Origin of the sequence: Kitasatospora sp. NPDC101447 (assembly GCF_044767225.1) — a bacterium.
Lineage (GTDB): Bacteria > Actinomycetota > Actinomycetes > Streptomycetales > Streptomycetaceae > Kitasatospora.
Genome location: NZ_JBIWNL010000021.1, coordinates 113,290 through 132,564 on the forward strand (window position 1 = coordinate 113,290; position 19,275 = coordinate 132,564).

General features: G+C 73.2%; 15 protein-coding genes. 11 read left to right on the forward strand and 4 right to left on the reverse strand.

Annotated features, from left to right (window positions below):
- The first annotated feature begins 14 nt into the window (after positions 1-14).
- Genes ACIRST_RS26810 through ACIRST_RS26820 form a run of 3 tightly spaced genes read left to right on the forward strand, consistent with a single transcriptional unit; the run spans position 15 to position 2,823 of the window.
- A complete protein-coding gene (locus ACIRST_RS26810; protein ID WP_350523335.1) occupies positions 15-824 on the forward strand; it encodes an ABC transporter ATP-binding protein in 810 nt (269 codons plus the stop codon).
- Entirely contained in the window at positions 814-1,707 is an 894-nt protein-coding gene (locus tag ACIRST_RS26815) for an ABC transporter permease (protein WP_396549722.1), read from the forward strand. Before ACIRST_RS26810 ends, ACIRST_RS26815 begins: the two co-directional genes overlap by 11 nt.
- A 39-nt stretch (positions 1,708-1,746) precedes the next feature.
- The gene (locus tag ACIRST_RS26820) at positions 1,747-2,823 is read left to right on the forward strand and encodes an ABC transporter substrate-binding protein (RefSeq protein ID WP_350523333.1); all 1,077 of its coding nucleotides are present in this window, start codon (positions 1,747-1,749) and stop codon (positions 2,821-2,823) included.
- A 178-nt stretch (positions 2,824-3,001) separates the two neighbouring features.
- Here ACIRST_RS26820 and ACIRST_RS26825 read toward each other — a convergent pair whose 3' ends face one another.
- Positions 3,002-3,904, reverse strand: coding sequence for a sucrase ferredoxin (locus ACIRST_RS26825; RefSeq protein WP_402804903.1), 903 nt, complete (start codon positions 3,902-3,904; stop codon positions 3,002-3,004).
- A gap of 274 nt (positions 3,905-4,178) precedes the next feature.
- Positions 4,179-6,629: a DNA topoisomerase (ATP-hydrolyzing) subunit A gene (locus ACIRST_RS26830; protein WP_402804905.1), complete on the reverse strand. Its 2,451-nt coding sequence runs from the start codon at positions 6,627-6,629 to the stop codon at positions 4,179-4,181.
- 276 nt (positions 6,630-6,905) lie between these two features.
- Between ACIRST_RS26830 and ACIRST_RS26835 the strand changes: the two genes are divergently transcribed.
- The 3 genes from ACIRST_RS26835 to ACIRST_RS26845 all read left to right on the forward strand — a co-directional run bounded on the left by ACIRST_RS26835 (position 6,906) and on the right by ACIRST_RS26845 (position 11,162).
- Complete coding sequence (locus ACIRST_RS26835) at positions 6,906-8,252, forward strand: M16 family metallopeptidase (RefSeq protein ID WP_402804907.1); 1,347 nt, start codon at positions 6,906-6,908, stop codon at positions 8,250-8,252.
- Positions 8,253-8,272: 20 nt separating this feature from the next.
- Entirely contained in the window at positions 8,273-9,637 is a 1,365-nt protein-coding gene (locus ACIRST_RS26840; protein ID WP_402804928.1) for a M16 family metallopeptidase, read from the forward strand.
- Positions 9,638-9,968: 331 nt separating this feature from the next.
- Positions 9,969-11,162: an RtcB family protein gene (locus ACIRST_RS26845; RefSeq protein ID WP_396549729.1), complete on the forward strand. Its 1,194-nt coding sequence runs from the start codon at positions 9,969-9,971 to the stop codon at positions 11,160-11,162.
- 73 nt (positions 11,163-11,235) lie between these two features.
- Here ACIRST_RS26845 and ACIRST_RS26850 read toward each other — a convergent pair whose 3' ends face one another.
- On the reverse strand, positions 11,236-11,517 hold the full coding sequence (locus ACIRST_RS26850; RefSeq protein WP_350523327.1) for an HPr family phosphocarrier protein: 282 nt from the start codon (positions 11,515-11,517) through the stop codon (positions 11,236-11,238).
- 227 nt (positions 11,518-11,744) lie between these two features.
- On the opposite strand from ACIRST_RS26850, the gene ACIRST_RS26855 reads away from it, so the two are divergent.
- The 4 genes from ACIRST_RS26855 to ACIRST_RS26870 all read left to right on the forward strand — a co-directional run bounded on the left by ACIRST_RS26855 (position 11,745) and on the right by ACIRST_RS26870 (position 17,247).
- Positions 11,745-14,612: a GNAT family N-acetyltransferase gene (locus ACIRST_RS26855; protein ID WP_396549731.1), complete on the forward strand. Its 2,868-nt coding sequence runs from the start codon at positions 11,745-11,747 to the stop codon at positions 14,610-14,612.
- Between the two features lie 91 nt (positions 14,613-14,703).
- On the forward strand, positions 14,704-15,303 hold the full coding sequence (locus ACIRST_RS26860) for a DUF5998 family protein (RefSeq protein WP_350523325.1): 600 nt from the start codon (positions 14,704-14,706) through the stop codon (positions 15,301-15,303).
- Positions 15,304-15,341: 38 nt separating this feature from the next.
- Positions 15,342-16,529, forward strand: coding sequence for an alkaline phosphatase family protein (locus ACIRST_RS26865; protein WP_402804910.1), 1,188 nt, complete (start codon positions 15,342-15,344; stop codon positions 16,527-16,529).
- A gap of 61 nt (positions 16,530-16,590) precedes the next feature.
- Positions 16,591-17,247 carry a thymidine kinase gene (locus ACIRST_RS26870; protein WP_350523323.1) on the forward strand — a complete coding sequence of 219 codons (657 nt, stop codon included), beginning with the start codon at positions 16,591-16,593 and terminating at the stop codon, positions 17,245-17,247.
- Positions 17,248-17,284: 37 nt separating this feature from the next.
- Here ACIRST_RS26870 and ACIRST_RS26875 read toward each other — a convergent pair whose 3' ends face one another.
- Complete coding sequence (locus tag ACIRST_RS26875) at positions 17,285-18,028, reverse strand: VOC family protein (protein ID WP_350523409.1); 744 nt, start codon at positions 18,026-18,028, stop codon at positions 17,285-17,287.
- 221 nt (positions 18,029-18,249) lie between these two features.
- On the opposite strand from ACIRST_RS26875, the gene ACIRST_RS26880 reads away from it, so the two are divergent.
- Positions 18,250-19,125, forward strand: a complete 876-nt coding sequence (locus ACIRST_RS26880; protein WP_402804911.1) for a sulfurtransferase — start codon at positions 18,250-18,252, stop codon at positions 19,123-19,125.
- Positions 19,126-19,275 lie beyond the last annotated feature (150 nt).

A 19,275-nucleotide genomic window follows, 5' to 3' on the forward strand; every position in this document is an offset into this window, starting at 1 on the left:
CCCGGGAGGAACGAATGAGCACAACCCCGGCGATCGAGCTGACCGGCGCGACCAAACGGTTCCGCACCCCGTCCGGGGCCCTGCACACCGCCGTCCGCGATCTCGATCTGACCGTCGCCCAGGGCGAGTTCGTCGCCGTCGTGGGCCCCACCGGCTGCGGCAAGTCGACCACGCTGACCCTGGTCAGCGGTCTGGAGGAGCCCACCGAGGGCGAGGTCCGGGTGTACGGCGAGCCCGTCGGCGGGATCGACCCGAAGGTCGGGTTCGTCTTCCAGCAGGACGCCGTCTTCCCCTGGCGCACCGTCCTGTCCAACGTCATGGCCGGTCCGCGCTTCCGCGGCGTGCCGGCCGCCGAGGCCAGGGAGCGGGCCCGGGACTGGCTCGGCCGGGTCGGCCTGGCCGCCTTCGAGGACCGCTACCCGCACCAGCTGTCCGGCGGCATGCGCAAGCGCGTCGCGCTCGCCCAGACCTTCGTCAATGACCCGGCGATCCTGCTGATGGACGAGCCGTTCTCGGCGCTGGACGTGCAGACCCGCGCCCTCATGTCGGACCAGCTGTTGGAGCTGTGGGCCGGCACGGGCTCGTCGGTCGTCTTCGTCACCCACGACCTGGACGAGGCCATCGCGCTCGCCGACCGGGTCGTCGTCATGACCGCCGGACCGGCCACCGTCAAGGAGGTCTTCACCGTCGACCTGCCGCGACCGCGCACCGTGGAGGCCGTCCGGCTGGAACCGAGGTTCGTCGAGCTGTACCGCGAGATCTGGGCCTCGCTCGGCGAAGAGGTGCGCATCACCCGGGAGAGAGGAGCGGGTCGTGCCGCTTGATACCGCGCCCGAGAGCGCGTCCGAGACCGCGTCGTCCGCCGCCGGGAAGCCCCCGGCCGTCACGACGAGAACCGAGGCCCGCGAACGGGCCGCCCGCAACCGGAAGTTGGGAGTGCACGCCGCCAGGGGTGCGGTCCTCGCCGCCTTCCTCGGCCTCTGGGAGGTCTGCGCCCGGACGGGCGTCATCGACCCGTTCAACTTCTCGCAGCCGTCGAGGATCTGGGACCAGATCTGGCAGTGGATCACCCACGGCACCGCGCAGGGCTCGCTCGGCGAGCAGATCGGCTACACCCTCTACGAGGCCCTCACCGGCTGGGTGATCGGCGTCGTCGGCGGGGTGCTGCTGGGCATCGCACTCGGCCGGATCCGCTTCCTGGCCGACGTGTTCGGGCCGTACGTCAAGGTGCTCAACGCGATCCCGCGGATCGTGCTCGCGCCGATCTTCCTGATCTGGTTCGGCCTCGGCCCGGCCTCCAAGGTCGCCTCCGCCGTGGTGCTGGTGTTCTTCCCGGTGTTCTTCAACGCCTTCCAGGGCGCCCGCGAGGTGGACCGCAACCTCGTCGCCAACGCCCGCATCCTGGGCGCCGACAACCGCAGGGTCACCCTCCAGGTGGTCATCCCCGCCGCCACCACCTGGATCTTCACCAGCCTGCACGTCAGCTTCGGCTTCGCGCTGATCGGCGCCATCGTCGGCGAGTACATCGGTGCGACCAAGGGGCTCGGCCTGCTCGTCGCGGCCGCCCAGGGCACCTTCAACGCGGCCGGCGTGTACGCCGCCATGACCATCCTCGCCGTCGTCGCGCTGCTCACCGAGGGGCTGCTGACCTTCGCCGAGAAGAAGCTGTTCCGCTGGAAGCCCGCCGACGCGGGCGACGGCCGCTGACCCCCCCTGCCGGCAAGAAGAGAGAGGCACCCCCCACCCATGCGCCCGAACTCCACTGGCAGAGCCGCTGCCGCCGTCCTCGCCACCGCCCTGCTCCTCCCGCTCTCCGCCTGCGCCAACGACGCCGCCACCGCCGGGCACGGGGCGGTCGCCGCCCCGGCCGGGCAGCAGGTCGACGGGCCCAAGGTCAAGATCATGGTCGGCGGCCTGGACAAGGTCATCTACCTGCCCGCGATGCTCACCCAGCGGCTCGGCTTCTTCGCCGAGGCCGGCGTCAACGTCGAGCTGATGACCGAGCCCGCCGGCGTCAACGCCACCACCGCCCTGCTCGCCGGGGACGTCCAGGGCGCCGTCGGCTTCTACGACCACACCATCGACCTGCAGGCCAAGGGCAAGAACGTCGAGTCCGTCGTGCAGTTCGCCCAGGCGCCCGGCGAGGTCGAGGTGGTCTCCGCCAAGCAGGCCGACGCCGTCAGGTCCGGCGCCGACTTCAAGGGCAAGAAGCTGGGCGTCACCAGCATCGGCTCCTCGACCGACTTCCTCACCAAGTACCTCGCGGTCAAGAACGGCACGGCCGTGAGCGAGTTCAGCCCGATCGCGGTCGGCGCCGGCCAGACCTTCATCGCCGCCCTCCAACAGGGCAGCATCGACGCCGGGATGACCACCGACCCGACCGTCACCAACATCCTCGACAAGGGCCTCGGCAAGGTCCTCTACGACATGCGCACCCCCGAGGGCTCGCGCCAGGCGCTCGGCGGGCTGTACCCGTCGTCCTCGCTGTACATGAACATCGACTGGGTGGAGAAGAACAAGGACACCACCCAGAAGCTCGCCAACGCCTTCGTGAAGACCCTCAAGTGGATGTCCACCCACACCCCCGAGGAGATCGCCGCGAAGATGCCCGCCGACTACGCGCAGGGCGGCGCCGAGCAGTACGCGGCGGCGATCAAGGCGACGCTGCCGATGTTCACCACGGACGGCGTGATGCCGGCCGACGGCCCGAAGACCGTGCTCTCGGTGCTCGCGGCGTTCCACCCGGACGTCAAGGGCAAGGAGGGGTCGATCGACCTGTCCAGGACGTACACCACGGAGTTCGTCGGCAAGGCCACCGGCTGACCACGTGCCGCCGCGGTCCCGCGCTCACCCCCACGGGCGCGGGGCCGCAGCCGGTTCCGTCGGCGCCCTCCGGAGCGCTCGGCGGGCTCGGCGGGCTCGGCGTGGCGGGAGCCCCCGACGGGCGCGGCGCTCTCGGAGACCTCGGCGTCCTCGGAGACCTCGGGGGGCCTCGGCGTCCTCAGAGTCCTCGGACGCTGAGGACGTCCATCCGCGACGGCGTCCCCGCCGCCTTGCCACAGCTCTCCGGACGCGGCGGCTCGCTCGCCGACTCGATCACGTCCACCTCCCAGGCCCGACCGTCCCGGTGCAGCACCGTCACCAGCCAGCGGCCCGCGCCGTCCGGCCGCTGGGTGAGCGTCAGCGCGTCCACCCCGGTCTCACCGGTCGTCAGCCGCACCGCGTGCTCGGCGGCCTGGCCCGGACGCTCCCAGCCCGAGCAGCCCCGCGACCACTCCGGCACCATGTGCCCGGACGCCGTCGCCGCCAGCACCTCCTTGGCGCTCTCCGCCGTCAGCCGCCCGTACGCGTAGCCGTACGGCAGCACCAGCATCGTCGGGGAGAAGCGGTGCCCGCCCAGGTGCGTCACCTCCCACACCTCGCTGTGCCCGGCCGCCGCCAGCTCCGCCGCGAGCGGACGGCCCAGCAGCGCGCAGCAGCGGTCCCGCCGCCCGTTGGTGCACACCAGCGCCACCGGGCCGCCGACGTGCTCCGCCCCGAAGCCGGTGTGGTCGCCCGCGCCGAGCGCCGAGAAGTCCAGGCCCAGCAGCTCCGCCGGGTCCGCCACCTGCGCCCGGCGCACCCAGCCGCGGCCGGGCACCGTGTGCGCCACGATCACCTCGTGCCGCGCCGTGGGCAGGCAGTCCGCGTGCCGCCCCGGCCGCCGGACCAGCGCCACCCGTACGCCCGTCCCCGCCGCGGCCTCCTCCAGCGCCCGCCCGACCGCCGCGTCCAGATGGCTCTCGCGCAGCGCCTTCGCACCCCACGGCCCGTTCTGCTCCAGCAGCAGCCAGGTGCTCGCCACCGCCGCCGTCGCGGCCAGCGGCTCCGAAAGTTCACGCGACAACGTCGCACAGGTGCTCACTCGGGCAAGGCTACCCTCAGCCGATCACCCGGTCCCGATCACCCGGAGACGGCCACCACCCGCTGCGGCACCGCTGCGCCACCTGCTCGTCCACCCCGTCGTGCGTCGGCGCGGAGACGGCCGGGAGGCGGCGGACTCCGGGTGGACGCCGCGGACGACGCCGGCGAACGGCTCCGGCCGACGCCACCGCCCCGTCCCGGATCCCCGGTCGGGCGGCCACGAAAGCGCGGAGGGGCACCGGAAGCATCCGGTACCCCTCCACCAGGGCGGGACGTCACGCCGGGCCGGCGACCACCGCGATCGGGGTGGTGACCGGGGTGCCGGAGCCGTCGCGGCGCGGGTCGCGCTCCGGGAGGTCGACCGGCGCGCCCTTGGCCGAGGCCGCGCGGGCCGGGGCGGCACCGACCCAGGCGAAGGCCAGGGCGTCCTCGCCGCGCAGGAAGCGCTGGCAGCGGACACCGCCGGTGGCACGACCCTTGCGCGGGTACTGCTCGAACGGGGTGACCTTCCAGGTCGTCTGCTCGCCGTCCGCGAGCGTGCCGGAGGCGGTGGCGACCGACACCACCACGGCGTCCGCGGCCGGATCCACCGCGGTGAACGACAGCACCCGGGCGCCGTCGGAGAGCTTGATGCCCGCCATGCCGCCGGCCGGGCGGCCCTGCGGACGGACCTGGCCCGCCGGGTAGCGCAGCAGCTGCGCGTCCGAGCTGACGAAGACCAGGTCCTCCTCGCCGGTGCGCAGTTCGACCGCGCCGACCAGCACGTCACCGTCCTTGAGGGCGATCACCTCGAACTCGTCCTTGTTCGCCGGCCACTCGGGCACCACCCGCTTCACCACGCCCTGCAGGGTGCCCAGCGCCAGCCCCGGCGAGGACTCGTCCAAGGTGGTCAGCGCCAGCACCCGCTCCCCGGCCTCCAGCCGCAGGAACTCGCCCACCGCGGCCCCGCCCGCCAGGTTCGGCGACGGGGTCGGCGGCAGCGCGGGCAGGTCGATCACCGGCAGCCGCAGCACCCGGCCCGCGGACGTCACCACGCCCACGTCGGCACGGGCCGTCGCGTGCACCGCCGACACGATCACGTCGTGCTTCGAACGCTTCTCCGACAGCTCGAACGGCTCCCCGTCCGCCGTCCGCGCCAGCAGGCCGGTCGACGACAGCAGCACCCGGCACGGGTCGTCCGCGACCTCCAGCGGCACCGCCAGCGCCGCCGACGGAGCCGCCCCCGCCTCCAGCAGGACCGTCCGCCGCTCCGTGCCGAACTGCTTCGACACCGCGCCCAGTTCGGACGACACCACGCTGCGCAGCCTGGTGTCCGACTCCAGGATCTCGGTCAGCTCCGCGATCTCCGACGTCAGCTTCGCCTTCTCCTGCTCCAGCTCCACCCGGTCGAAGCGGGTGAGCCGGCGCAGCGGGGTGTCCAGGATGTACGCGGTCTGCGTCTCCGACAGCGAGAAGCGCTCCATCAGGCGCTCCTTCGCCTGCTGCGCGTTGTCACTCGACCGGATGATCGCGATGACCTCGTCGATGTCGAGCAGCGCCACCAGCAGGCCCTCGACCAGGTGCAGCCGCTCCTCGCGCTTGCGGCGGCGGAAGTCGCTGCGCCGGCGCACCACGGTGAAGCGGTGGTCGACGTAGACCTCCAGCAGCTCCTTCAGACCCAGCGTCAGCGGCTGCCCGTCCACCAGCGCCACGTTGTTGATGCCGAAGGTCTCCTCCATCGGCGTCAGCTTGTAGAGCTGTTCGAGCAGTGCCTCCGGCACGAAGCCGTTCTTGACCTCGATCACCAGCCGCAGCCCGTGCTCGCGGTCGGTCAGGTCCTTGACGTCCGCGATGCCCTGCAGCTTCTTCGCGTTGACCAGGTCCTTGATCTTCGAGATGACCTTCTCCGGGCCGACGTTGTACGGCAGCTCGGTGACCACGATGCCCTTGCGGCGGGCCGTCACCGCCTCCACCGTCGTCGTCGCCCGGATCTTGAACGTGCCGCGGCCGGACTCGTAGGCGTCCCGGATCCCCGACAGGCCCACGATCCGCCCGCCGGTCGGCAGGTCAGGACCGGGGACGAAACGCATCAGCGTTTCCAGGTCCGCGTTCGGGTGCTTGATCAGGTGCCGGGCCGCCGCCACCACCTCGGACAGGTTGTGCGGCGGCATGTTCGTCGCCATGCCGACCGCGATGCCCGTCGCGCCGTTCACCAGCAGGTTCGGGAAAGCGGCCGGCAGCGCCAGCGGCTCCTGCTCGCTGCCGTCGTAGTTCGGACCGAAGTCGACGGTGTCCTCGTGGATCGACTCCACCATCGCCATCGACGCCGCGGTGAGCCGCGACTCGGTGTAGCGCATCGCGGCCGGCGGGTCGTCGTTGCCCAGCGAACCGAAGTTGCCGTGCCCGTCGATCAGCGGCAGCCGCATCGAGAACGGCTGGGCCATGCGCACCACGGAGTCGTAGATCGACGCGTCACCGTGCGGGTGCAGCCGGCCCATCACCTCGCCCACCACGCGGGCGCACTTCACGTGCGCGCGGTCCGGACGCAGGCCCATCTCGTTGGCCTGGTAGAGGATCCGGCGGTGCACCGGCTTCAGACCGTCCCGCGCGTCGGGCAGCGCACGCGAGTAGATCACCGAGTAGGCGTACTCCAGGAAGGAGCCCTGCATCTCGTCCACGACGTCGACATCGAGGATCCGCTCCTCGAAGTCTCCGGGCGGCGGGGTCTGCGAACTGCGGCGGGCCATCGCGGCGGGGCTCCCTTACGTGTCGCTGGCAGTGTGTCGGTCGGTCGGCTGCCGATCGGTGCCGTCCCGTCGCCTGACCCCGTCAACCGGGCGTGGTCGACAGGGCGCGGCGCCCCCATTGTGGACCCTCCCGCCGACACTCCCGGTCAGCGGCCCTCTTCCGCCCCTGGCGAACGACCCGGTCCGCGCGGACACGAACGCGGCTCCCGAACGTTGCACCACAATGGGGGACGCCACACGAACCCCCGACATCGACGACGGGAAGGACCCGAGCGCATGGCCAACCCGGCCCCCGCCTCCAGCCGAGGCATCGCCATCACCGAGCACCGCCTGGCCAACGGCCTGCGCGTCGTCCTCTCCGAGGACCACCTCACCCCGGTCGCCGCCGTCTGCCTCTGGTACGACGTGGGCTCCCGCCACGAGGTCAAGGGCCGCACCGGCCTCGCCCACCTCTTCGAGCACCTGATGTTCCAGGGCTCCGCCAACGTCTCCAACAACGGCCACTTCGAACTGGTCCAGGGCGCCGGCGGCTCGCTCAACGGCACCACCAGCTTCGAGCGCACCAACTACTTCGAGACCATGCCCACCCACCAGCTGGAGCTCGCCCTCTGGCTGGAGGCCGACCGCATGGGCTCGCTGCTCGCCGCACTCGACGACACGTCCATGGAGAACCAGCGCGACGTCGTCAAGAACGAGCGCCGCCAGCGCTACGACAACGTCCCGTACGGCACCGCCTTCGAGAAGCTCACCGCGCTCTCCTTCCCCGACGGCCACCCGTACCACCACACGCCCATCGGCTCCATGGCGGACCTCGACGCGGCCACGCTGGAGGACGCCCGGACGTTCTTCCGCACCTACTACGCGCCGAACAACGCCGTCCTGTCCGTCGTCGGCGACATCGACCCCGAGCAGACCATCGCCTGGGTCGAGAAGTACTTCGGCTCCATCCCCGCCCACGACGGCAAGCAGCCCCCGCGCTCCGGCGAACTCCCCGACACCATCGGCCGCGAGCTCCGCGAGGAGATCCACGAGGACGTCCCCTCCCGCGCGCTGATGGCCGCCTACCGCCTCCCGCACGACGGCACCCGCGAGGCCGACGCCGCCGACCTCGCCCTCACCATCCTCGGCAGCGGCGAGTCCAGCCGCCTCTACAACCGGCTCGTCCGCCGCGACCGCACCGCCGTCGCCGCCGGCTTCGGCCTGCTGCGCCTGGCCGGCGCCCCCAGCCTCGGCTGGCTCGACGTGAAGACCTCCGGCGACGCCACCATCGCGCAGATCGACGCCGCCGTCGACGAGGAGCTCGCCCGCTTCGCCGCCGAGGGCCCCACGCCCGAGGAACTGGAGCGCGCCCAGGCCCAGATCGAGCGCGAGTGGCTGGACCGGCTGACCACCGTCGCCGGCCGCGCCGACGAACTCTGCCGCTACGCCGTCCTGTTCGGCGACCCCAAGCTGCTCAACGACGCCCTCCCCAAGGTCCTCGACGTCACCGCCGAGGAGGTCCAGGCCGTCGCCAAGGCCCGGATCCACCCCGACAACCGGGCCGTCCTCGTCTACGAGCCGACCGCCGACGCCGACTCCGACACCGACTCCGACGCTTCCGAAGAGGAGGGTGCCGCCGTATGAGCACCGACTACGTCCCCGCCATGACCTTCCACCCCCAGCCGCAGCCCGGCACCCCCAGCCCGTGGGCCTTCCCCGCCCCCGAGCGGGCCGCCCTCGGCAACGGGATCACCGTCCTGCACTGCCACCGGCCCGGCCAGCAGCTGGTCGCCGTCGAGGTCCTCGTCGACGCCCCGCTCGCCGCCGAGCCCGAGGGCCTCGACGGCATCGCCGCGATCCTCGCCCGCGCCCTCAACGAGGGCACCGACACCCTCAGCGCCGAGGAGTTCGCCGGCGAGCTCGAACGGGCCGGCGCCACCCTGGACGCACACGCCGACCACCCGTGCATCCGGGTCTCCCTGGAGGTGCCGGCCTCCCGGCTCCAGCGCGGCCTCTCCCTGCTCGCCGACGCCCTGCGCGCCCCCGCGCTGCCCGAGGCCGAGATCGAGCGCCTGGTCGCCAACCGCCTCGACGAGATCGTCCACGAGCAGGCCAACCCCGCCCGGCGCGCCGCCAAGGCCCTCTACGCCGAGCTCTTCGACGCCGCCGACCGGCTCTCCCGGCCCCGCGCCGGCACCGCCGACACCGTCAAGTCGATCGACCGCGCCGCCGTCAAGGCCTTCTACGACGCCCACGTGCGCCCCGCGACCAGCACCGTCGTCGTGGTCGGCGACCTCACCGGCGTCGACCTGCCCGCCCTCCTGGAGAGCACCCTCGGCACCTGGACCGGCTCGGCCGCCGACGCCTCCGTGCACGCCCCGGTCACCGGCGACGACCACGGCCGCGTCGTCATCGTGGACCGCCCCGGCTCCGTCCAGACCCAGCTGCTCGTCGGCCGGATCGGGCCCGACCGCCACGACCCGGTCTGGGCGGCCCAGACCCTCGGCACCTACTGCCTGGGCGGCACCCTCACCTCCCGCCTCGACCGCGTCCTGCGCGAGGAGAAGGGCTACACCTACGGCGTCCGCTCCTTCGCCCAGCCGCTGCGCTCCTCCGCCGACGGCAGCGGGCGCTCGCTCCTCGCGATCAGCGGCTCGGTGGACACCGCCTCCACCGCCCCGGCGCTCGCCGACACCTGGACCATCCTGCGCACCCTCGCCGCCGAGGGCCTCACCGACGCCGAGCGCGACGAGGCCGTGCAGTTCCTGGTCGGGGTGGCCCCGCTGAAGTACGAGACCGCGGGCTCGGTCGCCGGCACCCTGGCCGACCAGGTCGAGCAGTACCTGGCGGACGACTACCAGGCCGAGGTCTACCGGAAGCTCGCCGAACTGCCCACCGCCGCCGCCACCGAGGCGGTCGTCGCGGCCTTCCCGCCGGACCGCCTGGTCACCGTGCTGGTCGGCGACGCGGCGGCGATCGCCGACGACGTGCGGGCGCTCGGCATCGGCGAGGTCACGGTCGTCAGCTGACCGGTCGATCGCATCGTCGGACCGGCCCGGTGGAGCACCCGCTCCGCCGGGCCGGACGCGTCTTTAAATGCCTTGCGGGCCCTGTCGGTTCCGTGGATAGATGTTCCCCGACGCACAGCACGTGCGAACGCGGATCGGGACGAACGAAGGGAGGCGGTCACTATGCGGGTCGAGCGAACCATACGACGACGCTCCCCAGGGCCGTACTCCCCCCGTCCCGCCGCCCTGGGCGTCTGAGCCCAGCCCCTGAACTTCCCCGAGCCACGCCGGGATCCCTTCGCGCGGCACCCCCTTTCCCGTGAACCACCCGACCCATGGAGGTCGTTCGACCATGACGTACACCGAGGTACCCGGCGTCCGGGTCCCCATCCGGATGTGGACCGACCCGGCGACGGTCGAGGGCCAGGCCCTGCAGCAGCTGCGCAACATCAGCTCCCTGCCCTGGCTGCACGGCCTCGCCGTGATGCCCGACGTCCACCTGGGCAAGGGCGCGACGGTCGGCTCCGTCATCGCCATGAAGGACGCGGTCTGCCCGGCGGCGGTCGGCGTCGACATCGGCTGCGGAATGAGCGCGGTGAAGACCTCGCTCACCGCCGACGACCTCCCGGACGACCTGTCGGGCCTGCGCAACAAGATCGAGCAGACCATCCCGGTCGGCCGCGGCCTGCACACCGACCCGGTCGACCCGGCGAAGCTCCAGGGCTTCCGGGCCGGCGGTTGGGACGACTTCTGGCAGCGCTTCGACGGCATCGCGGAGGACGTCAAGTGGCGCCGCGAGCGGGCGATGCAGCAGATGGCGACGCTCGGCGGAGGTAATCACTTCATCGAATTGTGCGTCGATACGACTGGTGCGGTCTGGCTGATGCTGCACTCCGGCTCCCGGAACATCGGCAAGGAGCTGGCGGAGCACCACATGGGCGTCGCCCGCTCGCTGCCGCACAACCAGGGCCTGATCGACCAGGACCTCGCGGTCTTCCTCGCGAAGACCCCGGAGATGGGTGCCTACCGGCAGGACCTGTTCTGGGCGCAGGAGTACGCGAAGCACAACCGCGCGGTCATGATGGCGCTCTTCCAGGACGTCGTCCGGCGGGAGTTCGCCAAGGCCGAGGTCACCTTCGACGAGGTGATCAGCTGCCACCACAACTACGTGGCGGAGGAGCGGTACGACGGCGTCGACCTGCTGGTGACCCGCAAGGGCGCGATCCGGGCGGGCTCCGGCGACCTCGGGATCATCCCGGGGTCGATGGGGACGGGCTCCTACATCGTGCGCGGCCTGGGCAACGAGGCGGCGTTCAACTCGGCCTCGCACGGCGCCGGCCGCAAGATGAGCCGCAACGCGGCGAAGAAGCGGTTCACCACGCGTGACCTGGCCGAGCAGACGGCGGGCGTGGAGTGCCGCAAGGACAGCGGCGTGGTGGACGAGATCCCGGGCGCCTACAAGAACATCGAGAAGGTCATCGAGCAGCAGAAGGACCTCGTCGAGGTGGTCGCACACCTCAAGCAGGTCGTCTGCGTCAAGGGCTGACCAGGGCCGACCACAGCAGATCGGGGTGCCGCCGGAATCCGGCGACACCCCGATCGGGCGCTTCCGTGAGGCCTCAGGCCGCGGCGGGGAGCTCGTCGAGGCCTTCCTGGACGAGCTTGGCGAGGCGGTCGAGCGCGTCGTCGGCGTTCGCGGCGTCGGAGGCCAGGACGACCTCGTCGCCGCCCTGGGCGCCCAGGGCGAGGAGGCCGAGCATGGAGGCGGCGTTGACCGGGTTGCCGCCGGGCTTGGCGATGGTGATCGGCACGCCGGTGGCCGTGACGGCCCGGACGAAGACGGAGGCGGGACGGGCGTGCAGGCCCTCGGCCCAACCGATGGTGACGCGGCGCTCAGCCATGAGACGTGCCTTTCCGGTGAAGCTGGTCACGGCCGTGCTCGGGGGAGCGGGGGAAGCGGCCATGTTGTCTAGACCAGTGTTGCACGCAGACGGCCCGGCGAGCCGCGGCGTTCAGGAGTTGTGATTGTTTCTTTTCGGGGCATAAACCCCGGGCCATTGGTCCCGTCCACCCTGCCGTGGGCACGCATCCGGCGCCATCCGGCCCGGTGCCGGATAACCTGACGAATGTGGACGACCCCGCGGCAGTGAACCCCGAGCAGCAACCGGACTATCCGCAGCACTGGGAGGCCGACGTCCTGCTGCGCGACGGTGGTACCGCCCGGATCCGGCCGATCACGCCCGCCGACGCCGGGCGCCTCGTGGAGTTCTACGAGCAGGTCTCGGAACAGTCCAAGTACTTCCGTTTCTTCGCCCCTTATCCCCGGCTCTCCGACAAGGACGTCCGCCGCTTCACCCACCACGACTTCGTGAACCGGGTCGGCCTCGCGGTGGTCGTCCGGGACCACTTCATCGCCACCGTCCGCTACGACCGGATCGACGCCGAGGGCCGTCCCTCCGCCACCGGCACCGACGCCGAGGTGGCCTTCCTGGTGCAGGACGCCCACCAGGGCCGAGGGGTGGCCTCGGCCCTGCTGGAGCACATCGCGGCCGTCGCGCAGGAGCGCGGCATCCGCCGTTTCCAGGCCGAGGTGCTGCCGGAGAACCGGAAGATGGTGAAGGTCTTCACCGACGCCGGCTACACCCAGCGCCGCAGCTTCGCCGACGGCGTGGTGCACCTGGAGTTCGACCTCGAACAGACCGACCGCTCGCTCGCCGTGATGCGCGCCCGCGAGCACCGCGCCGAGGCGCGTTCGGTGCAGCGGCTGCTCACCCCGCGCTCGGTCGCGGTGATCGGGGTCTCCCGCACCCCGCAGACGGTCGGCCGGGCGATCCTGCGCGACCTGCTGGGCAGCGCCCCGGCCGAGTGCCCGGTCCACGCGGTGAACCGCAACGCCCCGCCCGGCACGGAACTGGACGGCGTCCCGGTGCACCGCTCGATCCTGGAGATCCCCGGACCGGTGGACCTCGCGGTGATCACCGTCCCCGAGGGCGCCGTCCCGGCCGCCGTCGCCGAGTGCGGCGCGCACGGCGTGCAGGGTCTGGTGGTGGTCACCGCCGGCTACGCGGAGACCGGCCCGGAGGGCCGGGACCGGCAGCGCGCGCTGGTCCGCCAGGCCCGCGCGGCCGGGATGCGGGTGATCGGCCCGAACGCCTTCGGCCTGATCAACACCGACCCGGCGAACCCGCTGAACGCCTCGCTCGCACCGCGCCTGCCCGGCCGCGGCGGCTTCGGGATCTTCTGCCAGTCCGGCGCGATCGGCGTGGCCCTGCTGGAGGCCGCCCACAAGCGCGGCCTCGGGGTGTCCTCCTTCGCCTCGGTGGGCAACCGCGCCGACGTGTCCGGCAACGACCTCCTGCAGTACTGGGCCGAGGACGAGGCCACCCAGGTCGTCCTGCTGTACCTGGAGTCCTTCGGCAACCCGCGCAAGTTCACCCGGATCGCCCGCCGGCTGGCCGCCGTCAAGCCGGTCGTGGTGGTCAAGGGCGCCCGGCACACCGGGAGCCTGCCGCCCGGCCACGCCGTCCCGGCCACCGCCACCGGCCTGCGCGACGAGACCGTCGACGCGCTGTTCGAACAGGCGGGCGTCATCAGGGTCGGGACGATCACCGAGCTGTACGACACCGGCGAGCTGCTGGCGCAGCAGCCGCTGCCGCGGGGCGACCGGGTCGCGGTGGTCGGCAACTCGGACTCCCTGGGCCTGCTCACCTACGACGCCCTGCTGAGCGCCGGCCTGCGCCCGCGCACCCCCGTCGACCTGACCACGGCCGCGACCGGCGAGAACTTCCGGATCGCGCTGGACGTCGCGCTCGCCGATCCCGCCGTGGACGCGGTGATCGCCGTCGCCATCCCGCCGATCGGCACCTCCGCGCACGCCTTCATGGGCGGCCGGCTCACCGGCGAGGACGACCCCGAGATGGGCTCCGACGACCCGGAGATCGCCGCCGCCCTGCTCGAAGCGGGGCAGCGCGCCAAGGAGCTGGGCAAACCGCTGCTGCTCGCCCACCTGGCGCTCACCGACCTGCCGGTCCGGCTGCGTCCCGGCGGCATCCCCGCGTACGCGGCGCCCGAGCGGGCCGTGCACGCGCTCGCCCACGCCGTCCACTACGCGCAGTGGCGCAGCCGGACGGCCGAGGCGGAGGAGACCGCGCGGGTCCCCGAGCTGGACCGGATCGACGAGCCCGGTGCCCGCACCCTGGTGGAGGCGGTGCTGCGCGCCCGGGCCGGGTCCCGCCCGTCGCCCACCACCACCCTCGATCGGGGCGCTCTGCGGCGCTCCCTCTCGACGCGCACCCAGCCCGGTGGCGCCCGGATCACCCTGCCGGACGCCGCGGCCCGCGAGCTGCTGGCCTGCTACGGCATCGACGTCTCGCCGACGCTGCCCGCACCGGACGAGGAGGCGGCCGTCGCGGCGGCGGCCTCGCTCGGCTACCCGGTGGCCCTGAAGGCGACCGCCCCGCACCTGCGCCACCGTCCCGACCTGGGCAGTGTCCGGCTGGACCTGACCGGCGAGCCAGGCCTGCGCCGCGCCCACCGCGAGCTGGACGCGCTGCTCGGCGGCGCCGCGCAGGCCGAGCTGGTGGTGCAGCGGCTGGCGCCGCGCGGGGTGGACACCGTGATCGGCGCCATGGTGGACCCCGCGGTCGGCGCGATCCTCTCCTTCGGTCTGGCGGGCGCGCCGGCCGAACTGTTGGGCGACACGGCGCACCGATTGGTTCCGGCCACCGACCAGGATGTCGCCGGGTTGATCCGGGAGGTGCGGGCCGCGCCGCTGCTGTTCGGCTGGCGCGGCGCCGAGGCGGTGGACACCGGCGCGCTGGAGGAACTGCTGCTCAGGGTGTCGCAGCTGGTGGACGACGTTCCGGAGATCGCCTCGGTGGATCTCGAACCCGTGGTCGTGGCCCCGCACGGGCTGGCGATCCTGGGGGCGCGGGTGCGGGTCGCGCCCCTGCCGGTCCGCAGCGATCTGGGCCCGCGCGCGATGAGCACGCTGTAACCTTCCTTGGTTGCGCCCTGCCCGGGCGCTGTTGTCCGAAGCTCGGCGCCGTGCCGCCCGCTTCGTCGGCGGACCATGCCAGGATGGAGATATGGCGAAGACCGGTACCACCACCACTCAGGACCTGCGCTCGGCTATCGAGCGCAGCGGCTACTACCCGGCCCTGGTGTCCGAGGCGGTGGAGTCCGCGGTGGGCCCGGAGCCGATCAGCTCCTACCTGGTGCACCAGGAGACGACGTTCGACGCCAACGAGGTCCGCCGGCACGTGACGGTGCTGGTGCTGACTCCGACCCGCTTCGTGGTGAGCCACACCGACGAGCAGTCGGGGGCGGAGGGCAGTCCCTCGGTGCCGTTCGCGACGACCTCGACGGAGAGCGTCCGGCTGGACCGGATCGGCTCGGTCGTGGTGAGCCGGATGGTGGCGAACCCGGAGACGTACACGCCGGGCACGCTGCCGCGCGAGGTGGTGCTGACGATCGGCTGGGGCGCGGTGCAGCGTCTGGACCTGGAGCCGGCCGGCTGCTCGGACCCGAACTGCGAGGCGGACCACGGCTACACGGGCTCGGCGACGGCCGACGACCTCTCGCTGCGGGTGAGCGAGGCCGGTGACGGCCCGGAGACGGTGGCCCAGGCGCTGGTGTTCGCCCGGGCCCTGTCCGACGCGACGATCGACAACAGCCCGCGGGTCTGATCGCCGCCGCCGCCTCCGACCGCTACGAATCCGGTTCCATGTCCTTCGTTCCTGCCGACGGCTACGACGCCTTCGAGATCCTTGACCCCGCCACCGCCCCCGCGCCGCCGTACGGCAGCGGTTCGCTGTGCGACCTGCTGCCCTCGGTGGCGGCGGGCCTCGGCGTTCCCGGGTTCACCGCGACGCTGCCGATCGCCCCGGCGGACCGGGTGGTGGTGTTCCTGGTGGACGGCCTGGGGTGGGAGCTGCTGCTGCGCCACCCCGAGTACGCGCCGTTCCTGTCCTCGCTGGCCGGGAGTTCGCTGGGCGGCAGCGGCCGTCCGCTGACCGCGGGCTTCCCGTCCACCACGGCGACCTCGCTGGCCTCGGTCGGCACCGGGACGCCGCCTGGCCTGCACGGCCTGGCCGGGTACACCGTGGCGGTGCCGGGCACCGGCTACCTGATGAACCAGCTGCGCTGGCAGCCGCCGACCGAGCCGCACGCCTGGCAGCCGTACCCGACGGTGTTCGAGCAGACGCACCGGGCCGGGGTGGCCACCGCGCAGGTCTCGTCCCCGCTGTTCGCGCAGACCCCGCTGACCCGGGTGGCCCTGTCCGGCGGCACCTTCCTCGGCCGCACCACCGGCGAGGAGCGGATGGACCTGGCGGCTTCCTGGCTGGCCGAGCACGACCGGGCGTTGGTGTACACGTACGTCAGCGAGCTGGACGGTGCGGGCCACCGCTTCGGGGTGGACTCCGACGAGTGGCGGATGACGCTGGACGCGGTGGACCGGCTGGCCCGCCGGCTGGCCGAGCGGCTGCCGCCGCGCTCGGCGATGTACGTGACGGCCGACCACGGCATGATCGACATCGCGCCGGAGGACCGGATCGACTTCGACGAGGACTGGGAGCTGGGCGCCGGCGTGGCGCTGCTCGGCGGTGAGGGCCGGGCCCGGCACGTGTACGCGGTGCCCGGCGCCGCGGCCGACGTGCACGCGGTCTGGAGCGAGGTGCTGGGAGACCGGATGTGGGTCGCCACCCGGGACCAGGCGGTCGAGGCGGGCTGGTTCGGCCCGGCCGTGGACGAGCGGGTGTACGGACGGATCGGCGACGTGGTCGCCGCGGCGCGCGACGACATCGCGATCGTCGCCTCCCGCAACGAGCCCGGCGAATCCGCGATGATCGGGCTGCACGGCTCGATGACCCCGGTCGAGCAGTTCGTGCCGCTGCTCGAAGTCCGCGGCTGAGCCCGTCCCTTGACTCTTCTGTGCCCGAACTCCCCTGATGTGAAAGGCCCCTGCTCCACCCATGGCTGAACTGGTGTTCTTCTCGGGCACGATGGACTGCGGCAAGTCGACGCTGGCGCTGCAGATGGACCACAACCACACCGCGCGCGGCCGGAAGGGCGTGATCCTCACCCGCCACGACCGGGCGGGCGCCGCGACGATCTCCAGCCGGCTGGGCCTGCGGGCCGAGGCGGTCGAGGTGACGGACGACTTCGACTTCCACGCGCACGTGGTGCACCGGCTCTCGGCCGGCGGCCGGGTGGACTACCTGATCTGCGACGAGGCGCAGTTCTTCGACGCCGAGCAGGTCGACCAGCTGGCCCGGGTGGTGGACGAACTGGACATCGACGTCTACACCTTCGGCATCACCACCGACTTCCGCACCCGGCTGTTCCCGGGTTCGCAGCGGCTGATCGAGCTGGCCGACCGGGTGGAGGTGCTGCAGGTCGAGGCGCTGTGCTGGTGCGGGGCGCGGGCGACCCACAACGCCCGGACGGTCGGCGGGGTGATGGTGGTCGAGGGCGCCCAGGTCGTGATCGGTGACATCTCGGTGCGCGACGACGAGGTCGGCTACGAGGTGCTGTGCCGCCGTCACCACCGCCGCCGCATGACCGCCGCGACGGCCCGTGCCTCGGTGCTCTCCCCGGACGTGCTGCCCTTCGAGGAGCAGCAGGCCTGACGCTCCCGGGCCGGCACCCGCTACGCCTTCGGGCCCGCTACGCGCCGGCCTCCAGCACGGAGAAGTGCCCGCCCTGCGGGTCGGCCAGCCGGGCGGCCCGGCCGCGGGCGGTGTCGTGCGGCGCGACCAGGATCCGCCCGCCGAGCTCCACGGCGTGACGGGCGGTCAGGCCGGCGTCGCGGACGGCGAAGTGGGTGCGCCAGCGCGGCGGGTGGCCGCGCAGGTCGGCGCGGTGCCGGATGCCGGCGACCGGCCGGCCGTGCACGAGCAGTGCGGTCTCGTCCGCACCGGGCCGGAGCGGGCGGTCGAGCACCGCGGCGTAGAAGACGGCGGCGCCCTCCGTGTCGGGGGTGAGCAGTTCGGCCCAGGCAGGCTCGCCGGGCTCGGTGCCGGCCTCCCGGCCGAGGTGCTCCTCGCCCTGCCAGAGGCCGAAGACGGCGCCGGAGACGTCGGAGGCGATGGCCATCCGCCCGGCGCGCTCGGCCTGCAGCGGCCCGACGGCGACGGTGCCGCCGCACTCGCGGACCAACTGGGCGGTGCGGTCGGCGTCGTCCACGGCGAAGTAGGTGGTCCACTGCACCGGGAAGCCGGTGGCGGTGGAGAGACCGAGGCCGGCGACCGGTGCCCCGTCGAGTTCGGCCCGGACGTAGTCGCCGAGCTGGCCGGGGCCCGGGGAGTACGTCCAGCCGAGCAGTTCGCCGTAGAAGGCGCGGGCGCCGGACAGGTCGTCGGTCAGCAGGCTGACCCAGCAGGGCGTGCCCTGGGCCAGTCGGAGTTCCACCGCGGGCAATGCGGGCCTCCTCGTGGGTGGTTGGCGCACGGAAATCCTCGTGCGCGAGGGTGATGCTTCCACTCTGGCGGGCGCCCAACCCTCGGGCCGCGCGGAAAGTCCGGCAAAGTCCCCACAAAGAGCGGCGACCCGGGCGTGTCCCGTGGATTCGTCGGGCCCGGCGCGGATCCGTACGCCGCGCCTCCGGGTGGCGCTGCGCGACAATGGCGGCCATGACGACCTACAACGAGGGTTCTCCGCTGATCTCCGCGGCCGAGCTGCGGGAGGCGCTCGCCTCCAACCGTCCGCCGGTGCTGCTGGACGTGCGCTACCAGCTGGTCGGTGCCGCGCCGGGCGGCCCGACCGCGGCCGAGGAGTACCGCGCCGGGCACCTGCCCGGCGCCCACTTCGTCGAGCTGGACCGGGACCTCGCGGCCCCGCCCGGCGCGCCCGGCCTGGGCGGGCGCCACCCGCTGCCGGACCCGGAGGAGTTCGGCGCGGCGATGCGCGGCTTCGGGGTGGGCGCGCAGCGACCGGTCGTGGTGTACGACGGCGCGGCCTCGATGGCGGCGGCGCGTGCCTGGTGGCTGCTGCGCTGGGCCGGGCACCGGGACGTCCGGGTGCTGGACGGCGGCTTCGCGGCCTGGCAGGCGGCCGGGCTGCCGGTGACGACCGAGCTTCCGCAGCCCGTGGAGGGGGACTTCAAGCCGGTGCCCGGGCAGCTGCCGACGGTGGACGCGGACGGCGCCGCAGCCTGGGCGCGCGCCGGTCTGCTGCTGGACGCCCGGTCGGGGGAGCGCTACCGGGGCGAGACGGAGCCGGTGGACCCGCGGGCCGGGCACGTCCCGGGCGCGGTGTCGGCGCCGACGGCCGAGAACGTGGGCCCGGACGGGCGGTTCCGTCCGGCGGCCGAGCTGGCGGCCCGCTTCCGCGCGTTGGGCGCGGGGGAGCAGGAGGTCGCGGTGTACTGCGGCTCGGGGGTGACGGCGGCGCACCAGATCCTGGCGCTGGAGGTGGCGGGTCTGGCGGCCACGCTGTACCCGGGGTCGTGGAGCGAGTGGTCGAGCGACCCGAGCCGCCCGGTGGCGGTCACCGACCAGCCGGGCTGATCCGGCACGCGGTCCGCGGCGGGAACTCCTGACGGGCACACAGCGGTGGGGGGGGGGCGCCGCGCCCGCCCCCCCCCCCCCCGCCGGCGGCGAGTAATAGGAATTTAGCCGGCAGCAGAAAAAAAACAAGTGCCACCAGGGGGCGGAGGC

What these genes read in the sequence shown, in the direction of transcription:
- ACIRST_RS26810 (WP_350523335.1), top strand. Translation starts at nt 15, where the DNA reads ATGAGCACAACCCCGGCGATCGAGCTGACCGGCGCGACCAAACGGTTC.
- ACIRST_RS26820 (WP_350523333.1), top strand. Translation starts at nt 1,747, where the DNA reads ATGCGCCCGAACTCCACTGGCAGAGCCGCTGCCGCCGTCCTCGCCACC.
- ACIRST_RS26830 (WP_402804905.1), bottom strand. Translation starts at nt 6,629, where the DNA reads ATGGCCCGCCGCAGTTCGCAGACCCCGCCGCCCGGAGACTTCGAGGAG.
- ACIRST_RS26835 (WP_402804907.1), top strand. Translation starts at nt 6,906, where the DNA reads ATGGCCAACCCGGCCCCCGCCTCCAGCCGAGGCATCGCCATCACCGAG.
- ACIRST_RS26840 (WP_402804928.1), top strand. Translation starts at nt 8,273, where the DNA reads ATGACCTTCCACCCCCAGCCGCAGCCCGGCACCCCCAGCCCGTGGGCC.
- ACIRST_RS26845 (WP_396549729.1), top strand. Translation starts at nt 9,969, where the DNA reads ATGACGTACACCGAGGTACCCGGCGTCCGGGTCCCCATCCGGATGTGG.
- ACIRST_RS26850 (WP_350523327.1), bottom strand. Translation starts at nt 11,517, where the DNA reads ATGGCTGAGCGCCGCGTCACCATCGGTTGGGCCGAGGGCCTGCACGCC.
- ACIRST_RS26860 (WP_350523325.1), top strand. Translation starts at nt 14,704, where the DNA reads ATGGCGAAGACCGGTACCACCACCACTCAGGACCTGCGCTCGGCTATC.
- ACIRST_RS26865 (WP_402804910.1), top strand. Translation starts at nt 15,342, where the DNA reads ATGTCCTTCGTTCCTGCCGACGGCTACGACGCCTTCGAGATCCTTGAC.
- ACIRST_RS26870 (WP_350523323.1), top strand. Translation starts at nt 16,591, where the DNA reads ATGGCTGAACTGGTGTTCTTCTCGGGCACGATGGACTGCGGCAAGTCG.
- ACIRST_RS26880 (WP_402804911.1), top strand. Translation starts at nt 18,250, where the DNA reads ATGACGACCTACAACGAGGGTTCTCCGCTGATCTCCGCGGCCGAGCTG.